Source organism: Mesorhizobium vachelliae (genome assembly GCF_033977325.1).
Taxonomy (GTDB): Bacteria; Pseudomonadota; Alphaproteobacteria; order Rhizobiales; family Rhizobiaceae; genus Mesorhizobium; species Mesorhizobium vachelliae.
Genome location: NZ_JAVIIR010000001.1, coordinates 45,081 through 61,614 on the forward strand (window position 1 = coordinate 45,081; position 16,534 = coordinate 61,614).

Consider the following 16,534-nt stretch of genomic DNA (forward strand, 5'->3'; position numbering starts at 1 on the left):
CCTCAGCGCGATCCGGTATCGACCGTGACGACCGTCGACAAGCCTGGCCGCAGCGCGACCTTGCCCGCCTGGTCGGCGTCGATCGTGATCCTGACCGGCACACGCTGCACGATCTTGGTGAAATTGCCGGTCGCGTTCTGCGGCGGGATCACGCTGAAGATCGCTCCGGTCGCCGGCCCCAGGCTGGTGACATGACCTTTCAGCGGCTGGTCGGGAGCGACGTCGGCATAGACCGTCGCGGCCTGTCCGTCGGCCATCGCGCGCAACTGGTCTTCCTTGAAGTTGGCGTCGACCCACAGGCCCGAAGCAGGCACGATGGTCAGTAGATAGCTGCCAGGTGAGACATAGGTGCCGACCTGCGCCAGCCTGTTGCCGACGATGCCGTCGATCGGCGAGCGGATTTCCGTGAAGCCGAGGTCGAGCTGGGCGGTGTCGAGATCCGCCTTGGCAGCCGCGACTTCCGCCGTCGCCTCTGAAATCTGGGTGTTGAGCACGCCCAGCTGTTGTTTCGACGCCGTGAGTGCCGCCCGCGCGGCTGCGACGAATGCCTGCGCCTGGCCGTCGGCCGCGGCGCTCTTTTGCGCATCCTGCTGGGAGCCGGTCCTGGCGCTGGCAAGCACCGCGTAGCGCCTGGCATCCTGCGCGGTGAACGCGGCGGCGGCACTCTTGGCCTCGAGATCGGCGCCGGCCTGTTCGATCAGCGAGTTCTGCAGCGACACCTGGGCGCGCAGATTGTCGAGCGCCGACTGCTTCTGCCGCACCGATGCCTGCGCGCGTTCCAGCGCCGCCTTGAACGGCCTGTCGTCGATGCGGATGACAGGCTGGCCGGCGGCGACATGCTGGTTGTCCTCGACCAGCACCTGATCGATATGCCCGGCGACGCGCGGCGCGAGCGGCGTGACATTGCCGCCGACATAGGCATCGTCGGTCGTCACCAGGAAGCGGTTGGCCTGCCACCACTGGGCGCCATACCATCCGGCGCCAGCGATCGCGATCAGCGCAGCGCCGAGCAGCAATGGCTTGCGCCTGGCCGGCGTCGGAATGTCGACGACCGTGGCCTGCAATTCGGCCGGGGAAAGAGCCTTGTTCATCTGCTTCTCGCCTCCTCCATGCTGCCAGAAGCGTTCTCGACCAGCGGCAGGCCCGAGCCCTCGCTGCTGAAGCGGTAGCGCTGCCGCATGCGGTCGTTGGCCCTGGGGCCTGTCGCCATGGTGAAGCCGCCGCCGTCGAGCTCCCTGCCGGTCTCGCGATCGACCAGAACGGGATCGGCCCAGCGTCCGTCCGCCGTGTCGACCACGACAAGGCTCGGGCCTTCGGGCGCCAGATGCCGGTTGCCCCAGGCAAGCAGCGTAAGCAGCACCGGCCGGAAATCGCGGGCCTTGGCGGTCAGCACATATTCATGGCGAAGCGGCCGCTCGCAGTAGGCGCGCTTCTCGAACAGCCCGCGCTCGACCAGACTGTTCAGCCGCCGCGTCAGGATGTTCGGCGCGATATCCAGGCTCTTCTGGAACTGGTCGAAGCGCGTGAGGCCCTGGAATGCGTCTCGCAACAAAAGGATGCTCCACCACTCGCCGACCTCGTCGAGGCTGCGGGCGATGGGGCATGGGCGCGTTTCGAAACTTGTCCTGGCAACCATTGTCGTGACTCACTATCAAGATGCAAGTCACAAATAGCAGCGTAAGTTGCATAATGCAAGTCACTGAGCAGGCTGGCTTGGGAACCCGGCCGACACAAAGTCGTGAGCGACCCGCTGCCACGTGCTGGGAAAGCGCTGCCGACGAAGTCATCGGTTAGGCGTGACGAAGTCATCGGTCAGGCGTGACGAAGTCATCGCCAGGCAGCAGCACGACCTTGCCGGTGGCGCGACGCTCTTCGAGCAATCGATGCGCCTCGCCTGCCTGATGCAGCGGAAAGCGGCCACCGATCACCACCTTCAGCCGGCCGGTCGACGCCAGCTCGAACAACGCGCCGAGACTGGCCTTGAGACTATCCGCCGACAAGAGCGGCAGCAGGGCAAAGCCCTTGAGCGACTGATTGCGGCCGATCATCGCTTCGATGTCCGGAGCCGACAGATGAAAGCGGCCGAGCGCCGCGAACACCAACTCGCCGCCGGGCGCCAGGAGATCGAGGAACTCCCTGGTCAACGCGCCGCCGACGGTGTCGTAGACGATGCCGGCACCCAAGCCGTCGCTCGCTTCGCGGACTCGCGCAGGCCAGTCCGCTTCGCTGGTATCGATTGCCGTATCGGCACCGAGCGACAGAGCGAAATCGCGCCTGGCCTTGCCGCCGGCCAACGCGATGACGCGACGAGCGCCCTGCCCTTTGGCCAGTTGGACAAGCAGTGAGCCGACGCCGCCGGCTGCCGCGGGAACCAGCACAATCCTGCCGGCCGGCGGGCTTTGCCGCAAAAGGTGCGAGGCGGTCAGCCCCTGCACCATCAAGGCGGTCGCATCTTCAAACGAAAGCGCATCCGGCAGCGGCACGACGAGGCCGGCATCGATCGCCACATACTCGGCATAGCCGCCGAATGGCCGGGCCGAGACGAACAGCGGCGCCGCGACGCGGCGTCCCGACAGGCCCGGATCGACGCCTTCGCCCAGCGCCTCGACAGTGCCGGCGACTTCGACCCCGGGAAAGACCGGCAGGCTCGGCGTGACCGCATAGCGGTCCGCGCGCATCAGCACTTCGAAGAAGTTGATGCCGGCGGCTGCGACCTTGACCAGCACCTCGCCAGGTCCCGCGACGGGCGTCGGCATGTCGACGACTTCAAACACCTCCGGGCCGCCGAAACGGCTGAACTGGATGGCTTTCATGACAGGCTCCGATCGCTATGGCGTCGGCCGCCCTTTGCCACTATCTGCGCAGTCGCCGCTACACACGGATTTGTCCGCTGCACACCAGGAGGTGACCATGGCCCGCACAATAAAGCGATTGCCGATGCTGCCTGCGGAACGCGCGCTGAAGGTGATCTCGGGCCGCTGGAAAGCGGTGATCCTCTATCATCTGTTCGATGGTCCGCACCGGCTTTCCGCGCTCAAGGCGCTGATGCCCGGCATCACCCAGAAGGTGCTGATCGACCAGCTGCGCGAGATGGAGGAGCACGGCCTGGTCAGCCGCGAGATCTTCGCCGAGATCCCGGCGCGCGTCGAATATTGCGCGACGACGCTCGGCCTCAGCCTCGAGCCCATCCTGCTGGCGCTTTGCCAATGGGGCCAGCACCACGCCGACGCGCTCGACGAGCGGGCGCATCTTGCCGACTGCATCATCAGGCCGAGGCCTGCCACCGGGGGCTTCGGCCAATTAAAAAAGGGCGGCGCAAGCGCCGCCCCTCGGGAGGATAGTACCACGCAAATTCTTTAAGCGGCCTGGGCTTCGCCGGTGATCGCGTCGGCGGCGCGGGCGGCCTTCAACACCTTGGCCCACCAGGCAACGTCGTTGACCAGCGCGGCGGCGGCCTGGTTCAGGTGCTCGATGTCCTCGAGCTTCTTCTCGCCCTGGCGAACCGCAAGGAAATCGCCCCAGGCGATATGGACGGCCGACTTGACCGGCGCCATCTGCAATTCGACGGCGATCAGGCGGAGCTGTTCGACCGCGCGCGCGCCGCCGACCGAGCCATAGCCGACAAAGCCGGCCGGCTTCTTGTTCCATTCATTGGCGGCGTAATCGATGGCGTTCTTCAAGACACCGGTCGGCGCGTGATTGTATTCGGCGGCGGTGAAGATGAAGCCGTCGAACTCGGCGACCTTCTTCTGCCAGCGCTGCGCCACCTCGTTCTGCGACGGCACCCAGGCGGAGGAAGCGACCTCGTCGAAGAAGGGCAGCGGCCACTCGCGCAGGTCGACGATCTCGACGTCGATATCGGCATGCGCCTTGGCGATCTTGGCAATCCACTGCGTCGGCACGTCGGCGAAGCGGGCGGCGCGCGTCGAACCGACGACAATGGCGATTTTGGGCTTGGACATAAGGGGCTCTCCTTGCGGGAATTTCTGGTATCGTTTGGATACCGGCGCTATATGTGATACTGACAACTTGGCGCGCAAGGAGGCACGTTTTTGTTACTGAGGCACCCGCACATCACCGAGGACTGCCGAGCCGTGTCGGAAATCCTGCAGCGGGTCGGCGACAAATGGACCGTGCTCGTGGTCGGCAAGCTGGGCGACGGGCCGTTGCGCTTCAACGAATTGCGCGCCGCCGTCGGCGGCATTTCGCAAAAGATGCTGACCACCACCTTGCGCGGCTTGGAACGCGATGGGTTCGTGACGCGAAAAGTGTTTCCGACCATTCCGCCACGCGTCGACTACGAGCTGACCGAGCTCGGTCATGAGCTGCTCGTGCCGGTCGGCGCGCTCGGCGAATGGGCCCGCAAGAACACCAATCGGGTCCGCGAAGCGCGCGCGAAATTCGATAGCCAGCAGGCCTGAAACCCTTGTAGTTCAATGGTTTCTGAACCATTGGGTGAACCGGGCGGCCCGGCGCCGGCCCTGTCTAGCGTTCCGCTTTGATCCGATCCGCCGCAGCCTCGTCGGCAGCCTCTTAGGCGTCGCTGCGCACCCGCCTCGGCAAGGATGACTGTCTTTAGCCGGCCACCGATCAAGCGCTTGGAGCGGTGCTGCCGCAGCACGCCGTCGAGCAATTCTCCGGCTGCGCGGCCCTCCTGCCGGCCACCGCGTGGTCCCGCATGCAGGCGACACGGGGAAGGTCTTTCCTGACCTCCATATAGGCCGTTATGCCGAGCAGGCAGACCAGAGCAATAAGGGCTGCGACGAGCCAGCCGTTCAGCATGTGTTGACGCATTGTTTTCCCCCTCGCGCCCTCAAACTGGGGCGCGAAGGCAACCATTGGATGTCGCGAAGCGGACCTCGCGCACGGGTGTTGTTACAAAACGGCAGGCGTAGGGAGAATCGGTGTCCCGTCAGCTCTCGGCCGGAACCGGCTTCGGCTTGCCTTCGCCGTCGAGCGCTACCATGACGAAATCGGCATGGGTGACCTTCTCCATCAGGTCGGAAAGGTAGCGCTGTGCCCAGGCCTCGACCTTGAGCACCATCGAGGTGCGGCCGACGCGCTCGACATGGGTGTAGATGCAGAGCGTGTCGCCGATCTTCATCGGCTTGGCGAAGGACATCTCCTTGACCGCGGCGGTGACCACCCTGCCCTTGGCGCGCTCGGCGGCGCGGATGCCGCAGGCAAGGTCCATCTGCGCCATCACCCAGCCGCCGAAGATATCGCCGGCGGCATTGGCGTCGGACGGCATGGCGAGCGTCCGTAGCGTGAGATCGCCAAGGGGTTTTCCGTCCGCGTAATGCACCATGGCGAAATCCTTAAAGGTCAGCAGCTGTTGCGTATCAATGCGACCGCCATGTCGCAAGCTCTGGTGAAAGCGAAATGTGCGCCACCGCGCCGGTCGCTTTTTTCACAAGCCATGCCGGAAGCCACGGCGACGCCGCAAGCCGCCAATGTCTAGGGTAAGCCCGACATTGCGGAGCCCGCTCGCCCACCATGCAGACTTACGATTTCATCATTGTCGGCTCCGGCTCGGCCGGCTCGGTCGTCGCGGACAAATTGTCGGCTTCCGGCCGTTTCTCGGTGCTGGTGCTGGAGGCCGGCGGAACCGACCGCCGCTTCTACGTCCAGATGCCGCTTGGCTATGGCAAGACCTTCTTCGACCCGGCCGTCAACTGGAACTACAAGACCGAGCCGGATCCCGGCCTTGCCGGTAACGCTGACCACTGGCCGCGCGGCAAGCTGCTCGGCGGCTCGAGCTCGATCAACGCCATGGTCTTCATCCGCGGCGCGCGAGAGGATTTCGATGCCTGGGCCGCCGCCGGAAATCCCGGTTGGAGTTACGAAGAGATCCTGCCCTCCTTCAAGGCGATGGAGGACAACGCGGCCGGCGCCGACCAGTGGCGCGGCGTCGGCGGCCCCTTGCACGTCACCGATTGTTCGCGCGCCGTGCATCCGCTGACCAAGCGCTACCTGGCCGCCGCCGGACAGGCGGGCCTGCCGTTCAATCCGGACTTCAACGGCGCCTCCCAGGAAGGCGTCGGCGTCTACCAGATCACGACCAGGAACGGCCGCCGCATGTCGGCCGCCCGCGCCTTCCTACGGCCGGCGATGAAGCGCGCCAACGTCCATGTCGAGACCAACGCGCTGGCGACGAAGATCCTGTTCGAGGGCAAGCGCGCCGTCGGCGTCGAATATGAGCAGAATGGCGAGAAGAAGACGGCGCGCGCCGGCCGCGAGGTGATCCTTTCGGGCGGCTCGATCAACTCGCCGCAGTTGCTGCAGCTTTCCGGCGTCGGACCGTCGGCGTTGCTCGGCAATCTCGGCATCCCGGTCGTCCACGCCAACGACAATGTCGGCGCGAACCTGCAGGACCATGTCGGCATCAACTATACCTTCAAGGGCAAGCTGCCGACGCTGAACCAGGTCCTGCGCCCTTGGTGGGGCAAGCTGCTCGTCGGCATGCAGTACATCCTCTTGCGCTCCGGTCCGCTGTCGCTGTCGATGAACAATGCCGGCGGCTTCTTCCGCACCGACCCGTCGATGACGCGGCCGAACATGCAGCTCTATTTCCAGGCCTTCTCGACCGTCATCCCGAAGAGCGGCGAGCGTCCGATCCTGACGCCCGACCCGTGGCCGGGTTTTTCCATCGGCCTGTCCAACTGCCGCCCGTCGAGCCGCGGCGAGATCATGATCCGCACGAACAATCCGCGCGACTATCCGAGGATCACGCCCAACGCCTATTCGACCAATGCCGATGTCGACGAGATGCTGGCGGCGGTGAAGTTCGTGCGCAGGATCGCCTCGATGCCGGCGATGGCCGAGATCATCGAGGAAGAGGTTCTGCCCGGCCCTTCGATCCAATCCGACGCCGACCTCGTCCATGATTTCAGGAAGCGCTCGGGCACCGTCTATCACCCGGTCTCGACCTGCCGCATGGGGCCGGACGCGTCGCGCGCCGTGGTCGATCCCCGGCTGAAAGTGCACGGACTGGAGGCCTTGCGCGTCATCGACGCTTCAATCTTCCCCGACAACATCACGGGCAACACCAACGCCGCCTCGATCCTGACCGGATGGAAAGGCGCCGACCTGGTTCTGGAGGACCACAAATGAAGATCACCGACGTCAAGACCTGGGTTGTCGGCAACCCACCGCCCGGCATCGGCGGCAAATATTTCATCTTCGTCAAGCTCACCACCGATGGCGGCGTGGTCGGCTATGGCGAGGCCTACAACGCGACCTTCTCGGCGCATGTCACCGCGAAGATGATCGAGGACATGGCCGAACGCTATCTCGTCGGACGCGATCCGCACGACATCGAGAATTTCTTCCGCCGCGCCTATTCCTCCGGCTTCACCCAGCGCCCCGACGTCTCCGGCATGGGCTGCTTCTCGGCGCTGGAAATGGCCTGCTGGGACATCATCGGCAAGGAGGCGAACAAGCCGGTCTACAAGCTGCTCGGCGGCCAGGTGCATGAGACGCTGCGCTCCTACACCTATCTCTATCCGCACACCGGCAGCGTCCATTCGGAAGATGCCCGTGGCCGGAACGTCTACAACGATCCTGATATGGCTGCCGCCTGCGCGCTTGAATATGTCGAACAGGGCTTCAACGCAGTGAAGCTCGACCCGGCCGGGCCCTACACCGCCTATGACGGCCACCAGCCGCGCCTGATCGACATCGATCTTTCGGTGCGTATGATCAAGGCAATCCGCGAGGCCGTCGGTAACAGGGCGGACATCCTGTTTGGCACCCATGGCCAGTTCACCGCCTCCGGCGCGCTGCGCATGGCGCGCGCCATCGAGCCTTACGACCCGCTGTGGTTCGAGGAACCGGTGCCGCCGGATATGCCGGAGGTGATGGCGCAGGTCGCTCGCGGCACCTCGATCCCGATCGCCACCGGCGAGCGGCTGACGACGAAATTCGAGTTCGCCCGCGTTATCGAGAACCGCGCCGCCACCATCCTGCAGCCCGACCTCGGCCGCTCCGGCGGCATCCTCGAAACCAAGAAGATCGCGGCCATGGCCGAGGCCTACCACATCCAGGTGGCGCCGCACTGCTATTGCGGCCCGATCGTCGGCGCCGCCAACATCCAGCTGGCGGTGACGCTGCCCAACTTCCTCATCCTGGAATCGCTGAAGCAGTGGGATGGCTTCCACGAAAAGCTGCTCAAGAAGAAGATCGAATGGCAGGACGGCAACGTCGTCCCGTCCAAGGAGCCCGGCCTCGGCGTCGAGCTCAACGAGGAGGTCTGCGAGGCCCATCCCTATAGCGGCAAGGACCTGCATCTGCAGATGATGCAGACGCCGTTGATGCCGTGACCCTCGCTTATGCCTTCATCGGGCTTGGCCATCTTGGCGGCAACCTCGCCGCCAGCTTGCTGCGCAACGGCTTCGCCGTCACCGTCTTCGACCGCGACCCGGCGGCGGTCGCGCGTCTCGTCGCGCTCGGCGCCACGGCGGCGGCGAGCCCGGCGGAAGCCGCTGCCCGCGCCGGCAACGCGATCACCTGCCTGCCCTCGCCGAAGGTCAGCGACGCCGTGCTCGCCGGTCCCGACGGATTGCTTCAAGGCCTGCCCGCGGGCGGCACTTGGATCGAGATGTCGACCAATGGCCGTGACGAGATTCTACGGCTCGCCGCCCTTGCTTCGAAAAAAGGCATCGAGACGCTCGAATGCCCGGTCACCGGCGGCGTGCATCTGGCTGCAGCGGGCAAGATCACCGCGCTCGTCGGTGGCGATGCAGCGCTCTACGAACGCCATCGCCCGGCCGTCGAGGCGATGTGCGCAAAGTCCTTTCTGATGGGCCCGGTCGGCTCGGCGGCGGTGATCAAGGTGATCACCAATATGCTCGCCTTCATCCATCTGGTCGCCGCCGGCGAGGCATTGATACTCGCCGATCAGGGCGGGCTCGACCTCGCCCAAGCCTACCACGCCATCGTCGCCTCTTCCGGCAACAGCTTTGTCCACGAGACCGAAAGCCAGCTCATCCTGAATGGTTCCTACGACATCGGCTTCACCATGGACCTGGCGCTGAAGGACCTGGGGTTCGCATTGGCCATGGCCAGGGAGTCCCGCGTGCCGCTCATGCTGGCACCGCTCGTCAACGAGATTTTCCAGGTCGGCAGACAGGAATATGGCGGCGATGCCTGGTCGACCAAGATCGTCAAGCTGCTCGAGGATGCGGTTGGGACGGAGCTTCGCGCGCCGGGCTTCCCGGCCAAGCTCGAACTGTAATCCGGCAAAAAATTTAGCCAGCTATTTCAATCGCCTGACCGCACCGGTTGAATCAGCCTCTCAGCCGGTTGATTCAACCTCGCAGCGTCAGCGCGCCGGGCAGGATCTCGAAAGTCGCCGGAATCCGGCCCGGCGACTCGCCGTCTATGTCGACCAGCGCGCCGTTCTTCTCGGCATCGCCCAATGGCTCGACCAGCACCTTGCGGCCGCGCAGGATGGTGATGGCCGGATGATTGCGATGCCGGCCGCCATAGAGCAGGCGGATGTCGCGGATCAGCCCGAGCTTGTTCGCCGCCCGCACGATGACGATGTCGAACTGCCCGTCCGACAGGTCGGCGTCCGGTGCGATCATCATGCCGCCGCCGAAGAACTTGCCGTTGGCGACCGCCACCAGCGCCATACGCACCTCGACCGGCTCGCCGTCGTCTATGGTGATCCTCACGTCCTGAAAGCGGTAGCGGAGGAACTCCAGCACCGTGCGCCAGAAGAACAGCGCCTTGACCGAGATCCTACCCTTGCGCTTGTCGGCATTGACGGCGCGATCCGTCGCGCCGGACAGGCCGAGGCTGGCGATGTTGATGAAGTGGCGGCTGGCCAGCGCGCCGTGATCGTCGATGTAGCAGATGCGGCCGGCGTCGATCTTCCGGCCCTTGGCATCCGCGATGTGCTTGACCGAGGCGCTTATGCCGCGCGGCATGCCGAGCCCGCGCGCGAAGTCGATGCCCGTGCCGCAAGGCAGAAGTCCAAGCGCGCTTTCATGGCCAGTCTCTGATTGTGCCTGTAGCAGCCCGTCGGCCACCTCGCTGGCGGTGCCGTCGCCACCGGCCGCGATCACCAGTTCGCACCCGCCGGCGGCAAGGTCGATCGCCAGCCGCTCGGCGTCGCCGCTGGCTTGCGTCTCGCGCAAATCGAAATCGCCGAAATTCGTCTTGAGCGATGCCGCCGCCTGCGCCCAATGCCGCTTGAGCCTGCCGCCTCCGGCAATCGGATTGAGAACCACCCCGACCTTCAAGCCGACCTCCCCCGAGGCACGTAGCGCAAGATGCGCGGCGGAGTCCTGGCTGGCTCCCGAAGTCTTTTGCCGGCCCAAACTCTTTTGCCGACATTGAAACGCGGACCGGGCGGCGGAGCAAGGCTCCAATATCCAGGGTCGCTAAAAAAGCGGGGGCAGGCTGTCTAAGGGGTTCGGCCGCTGAATTCCGAGGCTTTTGCCATTGATCCCCGATAATCCCGCAATCCACAGGCTCGCCGGCATTCCCCAAACCCCTTACCCGGCGTAGGTTAAACCCATCTCAGGCGGCCACTGAACGCCCCAGCCGAAAGGCAGAAGCGCAAGGCGGATTTCCTGAGGCCCGTACGGCCCAGAACGAGAGCAGGCTTGCCAGCTGGAGGGACGGATGCCGAGACCTACGGGTGCCGCGGAAAGCGTGCCAACGCCGACGGCGGACCGATGCTGCCATGAAGGCCGGGAAAAACCTTCGATGGCACGCTGGGCGAAGCTCGCAAGGGCGGAGATCGGCGTGGTCCGGAACGGACGCTGCCTTCGGGTGGCGACGGGCAGGACCGTCAAAATCAAGGCTGGCCTGGCGCGACGACTTTACGGAAGTTGCTGCCTTAACCGGTTTCTGATCTGACAGGGAGGCGCTGGGAGAAATCCCAGCGCCGACTGTCTTTTTGGGCTGTCCGCCTCGCCGGCTTGCGCCAGCGCCGCACCTCCCCGGCATTCGCTACTGAGGCATTTCGGTCACAGTCACCGGCTGAGCAACCTTCGGAAACGTCCCGTCGTCCACATTTCACAATCGCGGCCAAATCCCGCCTTGTTCGGCATGGATTGATACGAGCGGGGGAGAAGTTTCGAAGGGACAAGACCGTGATCAAGACCGCCCTTGTCGCCATGACCATTGTCGGCTGCGACTGCGACGCCAAGCTGTGCGAATATATCGGCGAGACCCCGGCCAAATGGGCGACGATCGCCGATTGCGAAGCGGCGATGAAGAGCCAGATGCTGCACCAGCGCAATTTCAACTACCCGCTGGTCTCAGGCATCTGCCGCGTCAAGGGCTCGGCCTCGTCCTCCGAGCTTGCCGCCAAAGCCTCCACGCCGGACCTGAAGCCCAGGAACCGCGTCGTCGAAACCATCGCCCCGCTGCCGCCCGAACTCGACCATCGCCCGAGCGTCCCGGTCGGCGGCACGGTGACGGCCAGCGAAACGGAATCGGCGAAGCCCGTGGCCTTCGACGGATCGGTCGATGGCGGCCGCGCCGTGCTTTACCGCACCAAGGCCGGCTATGCCGTGGTCAAGACCGATCTCAGCCGCGCCGCCGGCGCAACGGTGGACGCGGCGAAGCGCTCGGCGAACTGGCTGGCCGGTTTGACGGGGCTGTAGCCCGCCTACAGTTTAATCCTGAGGGTCTCCCAGAACTTGTCGATCAGCGGCTGTTCGGTGGCGTTGTCCTGGTCGCCGATGCGCGTGATGAAGAGCAGCCCCTGATCGGCGGTGCCGAAGCCGACGATCTCGAAATCCGCTTTGTCGGTGCGCGTCTTGACGGTGGCCTTGAGCCCCGTCAGTTCCTTGCCGTCGGCGAGCTTGCGGCTCGTCGGCTGCTGCGTCAGTTGCCCGCCCGCCTGGACCGTTTCCTTGGTCATCTCCTGCAGCATCAGCTGGTTGAGCGAGACCGGGTTCATCTTGTCGTATTTCTGCACCACGACGAGGGTGCCGAGCGCCGAAGCCATGAGATACTGGGCGATGCCGTCGCCGAGATCGGTCTTGGTGACAGAATTGGTGCTCGGATGAACGAAGGAGAATGTGCCTCCGGAGAAGGTGGCGAAATCATTGTGGTCGAGCCGCACCTTGCTGGTCTTGCCGCCGGGAAGCGTCACATCGACATCCTCACCCGGATCGATGTCGACCGCCACGCCATCGATCGTCAGCTTGAACGCCTTCGGGTCCTCGGCACGGGCAGGCCCGGCGCCAAGCATGATCGCGGCGAACGCCGCAGCCGCCAATCCCAGTCGCATGTCCTGTCCTCTTCGCGCGTTCCACTCGACATATTCGATTTCTTCGGCAGCCGAGGTCGTTCCCGCTCATCATTTCCCGCTGACGCTCGGCGTGCGCCATTTCGCAAACCACGGATGGCTGTCGCAATGGCAGGCGTCCGCCGACGATTTTTGGTGGCTTGGCGCGAGCCGCAGTCCGATTGATAATGCCGACATATTACAGGAAGATAGTGGCCTTGACTGGGTGTCATGACAATTGCCATTCGTATCGCGCTATGCCTGCTGCTGGCGCTTGCTCCTTTGCATGCCAGGGCGGAAGGCAACGACAAGGCGATGATGATCGCTTCCGACGACGCCGAGATGGCGGCGGCGATCGCCAAGGCGCGATCGAGCCTCGATGAATTCCTGGCTTTGTCCGACACTCCGCCGCCGGGGACCGACAAGTTCAAGCTGAAAGTGATGATCGTCGATGGAAATGCGTCTGAGCATTTCTGGGTCATCCCCTTCAAGCGGACCGAGACCGGCTTCGTCGGCATATTGGCGAATGAGCCGGAAGTCGTCCGCAACGTCGTCCTCGGTCAGAACATCGAATTCACCAGGGACGACATTTCCGACTGGGGCTACACCAGGAACGGCCATCAGGTCGGCAGCTTCACCGTCTGCGTGATGCTCAAGAAGATGTCCAAGGAAGAAGCCGAGTACATGCGCACCCAATACGGCTTCGACTGCTGAGCGATGGAGTGTTCGCCGTTCCACGAAACGGCGAACCGCTCTAAAAGTATGTCTCCCGAAAGTGGGAACCGGTTTCGGGATAAAGACATACGTAAAATCAAAACCTAAAGCGCATGAAGCGAATCTGAAAGATCGCGATGCGCTTTAAGCTTCCGCCGTGGGAAAAATCGCCTTTAGCCGGCCAGCGACCCGCTGCTTGAACGCTCCATCCAGAGCCTCGACCGGCACCAGCCGCTCATGACTGCCTGCCCGCAGCCGGATGAAGAAATGCATGTTGCAGGCGGCGATGGCGCCGCGCGTCGCCGGATCGGCGCTGACATCGACAACGAAAATCGAGCCGACGCGTGTCGGCCATGGCAGCCTGGCAAAGGCCGTTCCGAGGAAATCGCCAAGCCCATAGGCGATCACGCTGCCGCCGATGCGCTCGATTGGCTGCACGACATGGGCGTGATGCCCGACGATCAGCCGGGCGCCATCGTCCGCCAGCCGCCTCGCCAGCGCCCGCGTCGGCGGCCGAGGAAAATGCCGGAACTCCCAGTCCCAGTGCGGCACGGCGCAGGCGAGGTCGATGCCGGAAACGGCTTCGCGCGGCCATTCGGCGGCATGCATCGAGATGCGTTCTTCGAACGGCGCGGCGTCCGTGTTGCGCCAGAGCGTGAAAGCCGCAAAGCCGATCGTCAGCGATCCGGCTGCATGATGCTGGACCGGTCCGCCTGCAACCGTGCCTATGGTTCGGATCCCGAGCCGGCCCAGCGCCGCGAGCGTCTCCTCGAAACCGGCGATGCCTTGGTCGAGCACATGGTTGTTGGCGAGCGACAGCACGAGCCTGTCGCGCGCGATGCCGGCGGTTGCCAGCGCATCGGCCAGGAAACGCTCGCCCATCGCGTGATGCGTGCCGAGCCACGCACCCATCGCCATGCGTGGGCGTTCGACGATCGGGCTTTCGCAATTGCCGACCACGAGGTCGGCGGAAGAAAGCAGCGCGGCGATCACCGGATCGCATTCCGGCGCGTCGCGATTGGCGACCGCCGAAATGTCGCCGACGAAGGCCAGCCGCACCTTCCGGAGCGGCAGTGGATCGATCAGCGCCGCCGTCGGCGCCACGAAGCCGTTCCTGTCACCGGCAAGCGACGATCTCAGCAGGCGCGGTAGCCACGACAGTTTGTAGGCAAGCGGATAGTTCGACACGGGCCCCCCATTTTTGCCCTGTGTAGACTGTCTGACGGGCCGGTTGAAGCGGGGGCACCGGCGATCCGATCCGCCTTTATAAAATAGCCCCCTGATAAAGCACCGCTTCCGCCTCCTCCGGAGCGAAGCGCCGTGCCAGCGTGCGGAAGGCGCTGTGGACGCCGTCGCGGTCGAGATTGCAGCTTCTGAGATGGCGGACGGCCAGTGTCGGATCGAATTCGGTGCGGCCGTGCAGGACCCGCTGATTGTCGAAGACCAGCACCTCGCCGGGCTGCAGTTGGTGCTGGAACTGGTTCGCCGGATCGCAGATCAGCCGCGTCAGCTCCGCAAGCGCCTCGATCAGCCCGTCGATCTCCTCGATGGCGCCAGCCTGGGGCGCCAGGCAACGATCGTTGAAGCGCATGCCGGTGACGGCGCCGCTCGCGTCGAGGCTGATGACATGCGCCTCGGCGCTGAAGAACACCTCGCCGGCATGCTCGCGATGGAAGGTGACGCCATGACGGGTCAACAGATCGAACAAATGCGGCGTATTCTTGCGCATCAGCTCGGCAACCTGAAAACCATCGACCATCAGAGACGTGCCGCCGCTGCCGGCGCCGGTCCTGATGGCGTGGAAGAAGATGAAGCCCGGCGGCGAATAGCGGAACGGCTCGTCCGTGTGCGGGATCTGCGCCCGTGCCGTCTCTCCAGCCACCCGGGCGTCAGGCCGTGAGATGAGATCGAAAACCTTGCCGTAGCTGGTCTCGCGCACGGGTCCGTAGCGGCCGGCGACGCGCAGCGTCGCCTCGGGCTCTGCCGGCACGCCCGTCAGCATGGCGATGCCGTGGTCGCGCAGGGCGCGCAGCGAGTGGAACAGCGCCTCGTCGTCCTCGACCACGGCATCGAAGGCGAAACGGCCCAGCCGCGTCGCGAGATCGCTGCTCCACAGTTCCGGCTGAAAGCGTGGCGCGCCAAGACCTGCAGCCTGCCCGGCATGAGCGGCAAGGAAGCCCGCTGCGAAGCGCGAGGCATGGCCGCTCTGCCAGACCACATCCATCGTCCCGTCGGACGAGATTTCAATCGAAGCCGCACGGATATCGGCGGGAACGTCGGCCGGCGTCAGCCAGCGCTTCCCGGAAGCGGTGTCGCCGCATATCTCGCATTCGCAGGCAAGCCGCAGCCACCGCATCGATAGCCGGCCTGCGCTGCCGTCATCGAATTCGACCGCGATGCGTGTCCCTTCGATGCGTACCGAACGCAAGGAGCGCTGCGTCGCAAGAGCTTCATCGGCGGGAACTGACTGCGTTTGTCTATCGAGCATGGCGAGCCTTCATTGGATTGAGCTGACATCAACAAGGCTAGGTCCGCGACGACCCGTCTTGCAAACGAGTTTGCTTTCGAAAGTTTTGAGGTAAGCTCAATCCATGACGCTTCTTCGCGACCTTCCGTTGTCGGCCTTGCGGGCGCTGGTCGCCGCCGCGCGCACCGGCAGCCTCACGCGCGCCGCCGACGAGCTCGGCGTCACGCCGGGCGCGGTCGGTCATCAGTTGCGGCAGCTGGAGGATCGGCTTGGCGTCAAGCTGGTCAGGCGCGAGGGCAACGGCATCGCGCTCACACGCATCGCCGAAGCGGCGCTACCCGACATCGACCGCGGCTTCGACGCGCTGGCCTCCGGGCTGCGGCGGCTGCGTTTCGAGCGCCGCGCCGATACCTTCACCATCGCCGCCGATCCCTCTTTCTCTTCGCTTTGGCTGGCACCACGCCTCGACAGGGTCCGTGCGGCGCTCGGCAGACTGGACGTGCGCATCGTCGTGTCGATCGCGTTGGATTCGATGCTGGAGGAAGGCATCGATCTCGCCATCAGCTACAGGAAGAGTTCGGCCAGGGACCTCGCATCGGCCGATCTCTTCACTGAAAGGGTGGTACCGGCCTGTGCCCCGGCGTTGATCGGGACCCGCTCCGATACAGCCACAGCGCTCGACCGCCTGCCGCTGCTCCATATCGACCAGACCATGGGCGACGACGTCTATCCCACATGGGCAAACTGGTTCGCCGCAGCCGGCCGCCAGCGCAAGAACATCGACCATGGACCGCGCTTCCCCTTGACCGTCCTGGCAGCGCAGGCCGCGATTTCCGGCATGGGCGCGTTGCTTGCCAGCGAACTGGTGCTGAGGGAGCATCTCGGCTCCGGCCAGCTCGTCGAGATCGCCCGCGAGGTTCCGGCATTGACCATCAAGCGCCGCCTGGTCTGGCCCGTGGACGGACCGAAAGCCCGCCGTGCGGCCGCCGTCGCCACGGCGCTTGCCGCGGTTGCCATGGCGGGGGCGGACTATCCTGGTCCCATCGGATCATGACGCCTCTCCTGACAGCCTTCTGTCAGCAGCATCCGCGCCCGGCCGGCGC

18 protein-coding genes are annotated in these 16,534 nt (G+C 64.9%); 8 read left to right on the forward strand and 10 right to left on the reverse strand.

Translation table 11 applies throughout. The features are described 5' to 3' along the window. Positions 1 to 2 precede the first annotated feature (2 nt). The 3 genes from RFM41_RS00240 to RFM41_RS00250 form a co-directional block, all read right to left on the reverse strand. A complete protein-coding gene (locus RFM41_RS00240; RefSeq protein WP_320245536.1) occupies positions 3 to 1,091 on the reverse strand; it encodes an HlyD family secretion protein in 1,089 nt (362 codons plus the stop codon). After that, positions 1,088 to 1,636, reverse strand: coding sequence for a winged helix-turn-helix transcriptional regulator (locus RFM41_RS00245; RefSeq protein WP_320245537.1), 549 nt, complete (start codon positions 1,634 to 1,636; stop codon positions 1,088 to 1,090). The genes RFM41_RS00240 and RFM41_RS00245 overlap by 4 nt, the downstream gene beginning before the upstream one ends. Positions 1,637 to 1,805: 169 nt before the next feature. Continuing rightward, positions 1,806 to 2,813, reverse strand: a complete 1,008-nt coding sequence (locus tag RFM41_RS00250; RefSeq protein WP_320245538.1) for a quinone oxidoreductase family protein — start codon at positions 2,811 to 2,813, stop codon at positions 1,806 to 1,808. Here RFM41_RS00250 and RFM41_RS00255 point away from each other — a divergent pair. Beyond that, the gene (locus RFM41_RS00255; protein ID WP_430691485.1) at positions 2,803 to 3,360 is read left to right on the forward strand and encodes a winged helix-turn-helix transcriptional regulator; all 558 of its coding nucleotides are present in this window, start codon (positions 2,803 to 2,805) and stop codon (positions 3,358 to 3,360) included. The two genes, RFM41_RS00250 and RFM41_RS00255, sit on opposite strands and share 11 nt — an antisense overlap. Here RFM41_RS00255 and RFM41_RS00260 read toward each other — a convergent pair. Next, positions 3,357 to 3,962, reverse strand: coding sequence for an NADPH-dependent FMN reductase (locus RFM41_RS00260; RefSeq protein ID WP_320245540.1), 606 nt, complete (start codon positions 3,960 to 3,962; stop codon positions 3,357 to 3,359). The genes RFM41_RS00255 and RFM41_RS00260 overlap by 4 nt on opposite strands. 90 nt (positions 3,963 to 4,052) lie before the next feature. Between RFM41_RS00260 and RFM41_RS00265 the strand changes: the two genes are divergently transcribed. After that, complete coding sequence (locus RFM41_RS00265; RefSeq protein WP_320245541.1) at positions 4,053 to 4,421, forward strand: winged helix-turn-helix transcriptional regulator; 369 nt, start codon at positions 4,053 to 4,055, stop codon at positions 4,419 to 4,421. A 169-nt stretch (positions 4,422 to 4,590) separates the two neighbouring features. Here the strand turns inward: RFM41_RS00265 and RFM41_RS00270 are convergent, their stop codons facing one another. Together RFM41_RS00270 and RFM41_RS00275 are read right to left on the reverse strand one after the other, a co-directional pair. Then, positions 4,591 to 4,794, reverse strand: coding sequence for a hypothetical protein (locus tag RFM41_RS00270; RefSeq protein WP_320245542.1), 204 nt, complete (start codon positions 4,792 to 4,794; stop codon positions 4,591 to 4,593). Positions 4,795 to 4,912: 118 nt separating this feature from the next. Continuing rightward, the gene (locus RFM41_RS00275) at positions 4,913 to 5,308 is read right to left on the reverse strand and encodes an acyl-CoA thioesterase (RefSeq protein WP_042646168.1); all 396 of its coding nucleotides are present in this window, start codon (positions 5,306 to 5,308) and stop codon (positions 4,913 to 4,915) included. 188 nt (positions 5,309 to 5,496) lie between these two features. Here RFM41_RS00275 and RFM41_RS00280 point away from each other — a divergent pair, with 188 nt between their 5' ends. The 3 genes from RFM41_RS00280 to RFM41_RS00290 are packed head-to-tail and all read left to right on the forward strand — an operon-like array spanning position 5,497 to position 9,235. Beyond that, positions 5,497 to 7,113, forward strand: a complete 1,617-nt coding sequence (locus RFM41_RS00280; protein ID WP_320245543.1) for a GMC family oxidoreductase — start codon at positions 5,497 to 5,499, stop codon at positions 7,111 to 7,113. Next, the gene (locus tag RFM41_RS00285) at positions 7,110 to 8,321 is read left to right on the forward strand and encodes a mandelate racemase/muconate lactonizing enzyme family protein (RefSeq protein ID WP_320245544.1); all 1,212 of its coding nucleotides are present in this window, start codon (positions 7,110 to 7,112) and stop codon (positions 8,319 to 8,321) included. The genes RFM41_RS00280 and RFM41_RS00285 overlap by 4 nt, the downstream gene beginning before the upstream one ends. Continuing rightward, positions 8,318 to 9,235, forward strand: a complete 918-nt coding sequence (locus RFM41_RS00290) for an NAD(P)-dependent oxidoreductase (protein WP_320245545.1) — start codon at positions 8,318 to 8,320, stop codon at positions 9,233 to 9,235. The genes RFM41_RS00285 and RFM41_RS00290 overlap by 4 nt, the downstream gene beginning before the upstream one ends. Before the next feature lie 73 nt (positions 9,236 to 9,308). Here the strand turns inward: RFM41_RS00290 and RFM41_RS00295 are convergent, their stop codons facing one another. Further along, on the reverse strand, positions 9,309 to 10,247 hold the full coding sequence (locus tag RFM41_RS00295) for a diacylglycerol/lipid kinase family protein (RefSeq protein ID WP_320245546.1): 939 nt from the start codon (positions 10,245 to 10,247) through the stop codon (positions 9,309 to 9,311). An 858-nt stretch (positions 10,248 to 11,105) separates the two neighbouring features. Between RFM41_RS00295 and RFM41_RS00300 the strand changes: the two genes are divergently transcribed. Next, positions 11,106 to 11,621: a hypothetical protein gene (locus tag RFM41_RS00300; protein ID WP_320245547.1), complete on the forward strand. Its 516-nt coding sequence runs from the start codon at positions 11,106 to 11,108 to the stop codon at positions 11,619 to 11,621. A 5-nt stretch (positions 11,622 to 11,626) separates the two neighbouring features. On the opposite strand, the gene RFM41_RS00305 is transcribed toward RFM41_RS00300, so the two are convergent. After that, a complete protein-coding gene (locus tag RFM41_RS00305; RefSeq protein WP_320245548.1) occupies positions 11,627 to 12,253 on the reverse strand; it encodes a hypothetical protein in 627 nt (208 codons plus the stop codon). 228 nt (positions 12,254 to 12,481) lie between these two features. Here RFM41_RS00305 and RFM41_RS00310 point away from each other — a divergent pair, with 228 nt between their 5' ends. Beyond that, complete coding sequence (locus RFM41_RS00310) at positions 12,482 to 12,964, forward strand: YegJ family protein (RefSeq protein ID WP_320245549.1); 483 nt, start codon at positions 12,482 to 12,484, stop codon at positions 12,962 to 12,964. Between the two features lie 144 nt (positions 12,965 to 13,108). Here the strand turns inward: RFM41_RS00310 and RFM41_RS00315 are convergent, their stop codons facing one another. After that, positions 13,109 to 14,152: a CapA family protein gene (locus RFM41_RS00315; protein WP_320245550.1), complete on the reverse strand. Its 1,044-nt coding sequence runs from the start codon at positions 14,150 to 14,152 to the stop codon at positions 13,109 to 13,111. Between the two features lie 76 nt (positions 14,153 to 14,228). Further along, positions 14,229 to 15,452: a clavaminate synthase family protein gene (locus RFM41_RS00320; RefSeq protein ID WP_320245551.1), complete on the reverse strand. Its 1,224-nt coding sequence runs from the start codon at positions 15,450 to 15,452 to the stop codon at positions 14,229 to 14,231. Positions 15,453 to 15,555: 103 nt separating this feature from the next. Here RFM41_RS00320 and RFM41_RS00325 point away from each other — a divergent pair, with 103 nt between their 5' ends. After that, a complete protein-coding gene (locus RFM41_RS00325) occupies positions 15,556 to 16,485 on the forward strand; it encodes a LysR substrate-binding domain-containing protein (RefSeq protein ID WP_320245552.1) in 930 nt (309 codons plus the stop codon). The last annotated feature ends 49 nt before the right edge of the window (positions 16,486 to 16,534 follow it).

Coding starts and splice junctions, on each gene's coding strand:
- RFM41_RS00240 (WP_320245536.1), bottom strand. CDS start 1,091: ATGAACAAGGCTCTTTCCCCGGCCGAATTGCAGGCCACGGTCGTCGAC.
- RFM41_RS00245 (WP_320245537.1), bottom strand. CDS start 1,636: ATGGTTGCCAGGACAAGTTTCGAAACGCGCCCATGCCCCATCGCCCGC.
- RFM41_RS00255 (WP_430691485.1), top strand. CDS start 2,803: ATGGCTTTCATGACAGGCTCCGATCGCTATGGCGTCGGCCGCCCTTTG.
- RFM41_RS00250 (WP_320245538.1), bottom strand. CDS start 2,813: ATGAAAGCCATCCAGTTCAGCCGTTTCGGCGGCCCGGAGGTGTTTGAA.
- RFM41_RS00260 (WP_320245540.1), bottom strand. CDS start 3,962: ATGTCCAAGCCCAAAATCGCCATTGTCGTCGGTTCGACGCGCGCCGCC.
- RFM41_RS00270 (WP_320245542.1), bottom strand. CDS start 4,794: ATGCGTCAACACATGCTGAACGGCTGGCTCGTCGCAGCCCTTATTGCT.
- RFM41_RS00275 (WP_042646168.1), bottom strand. CDS start 5,308: ATGGTGCATTACGCGGACGGAAAACCCCTTGGCGATCTCACGCTACGG.
- RFM41_RS00280 (WP_320245543.1), top strand. CDS start 5,497: ATGCAGACTTACGATTTCATCATTGTCGGCTCCGGCTCGGCCGGCTCG.
- RFM41_RS00285 (WP_320245544.1), top strand. CDS start 7,110: ATGAAGATCACCGACGTCAAGACCTGGGTTGTCGGCAACCCACCGCCC.
- RFM41_RS00305 (WP_320245548.1), bottom strand. CDS start 12,253: ATGCGACTGGGATTGGCGGCTGCGGCGTTCGCCGCGATCATGCTTGGC.
- RFM41_RS00310 (WP_320245549.1), top strand. CDS start 12,482: ATGACAATTGCCATTCGTATCGCGCTATGCCTGCTGCTGGCGCTTGCT.
- RFM41_RS00320 (WP_320245551.1), bottom strand. CDS start 15,452: ATGCTCGATAGACAAACGCAGTCAGTTCCCGCCGATGAAGCTCTTGCG.
- RFM41_RS00325 (WP_320245552.1), top strand. CDS start 15,556: ATGACGCTTCTTCGCGACCTTCCGTTGTCGGCCTTGCGGGCGCTGGTC.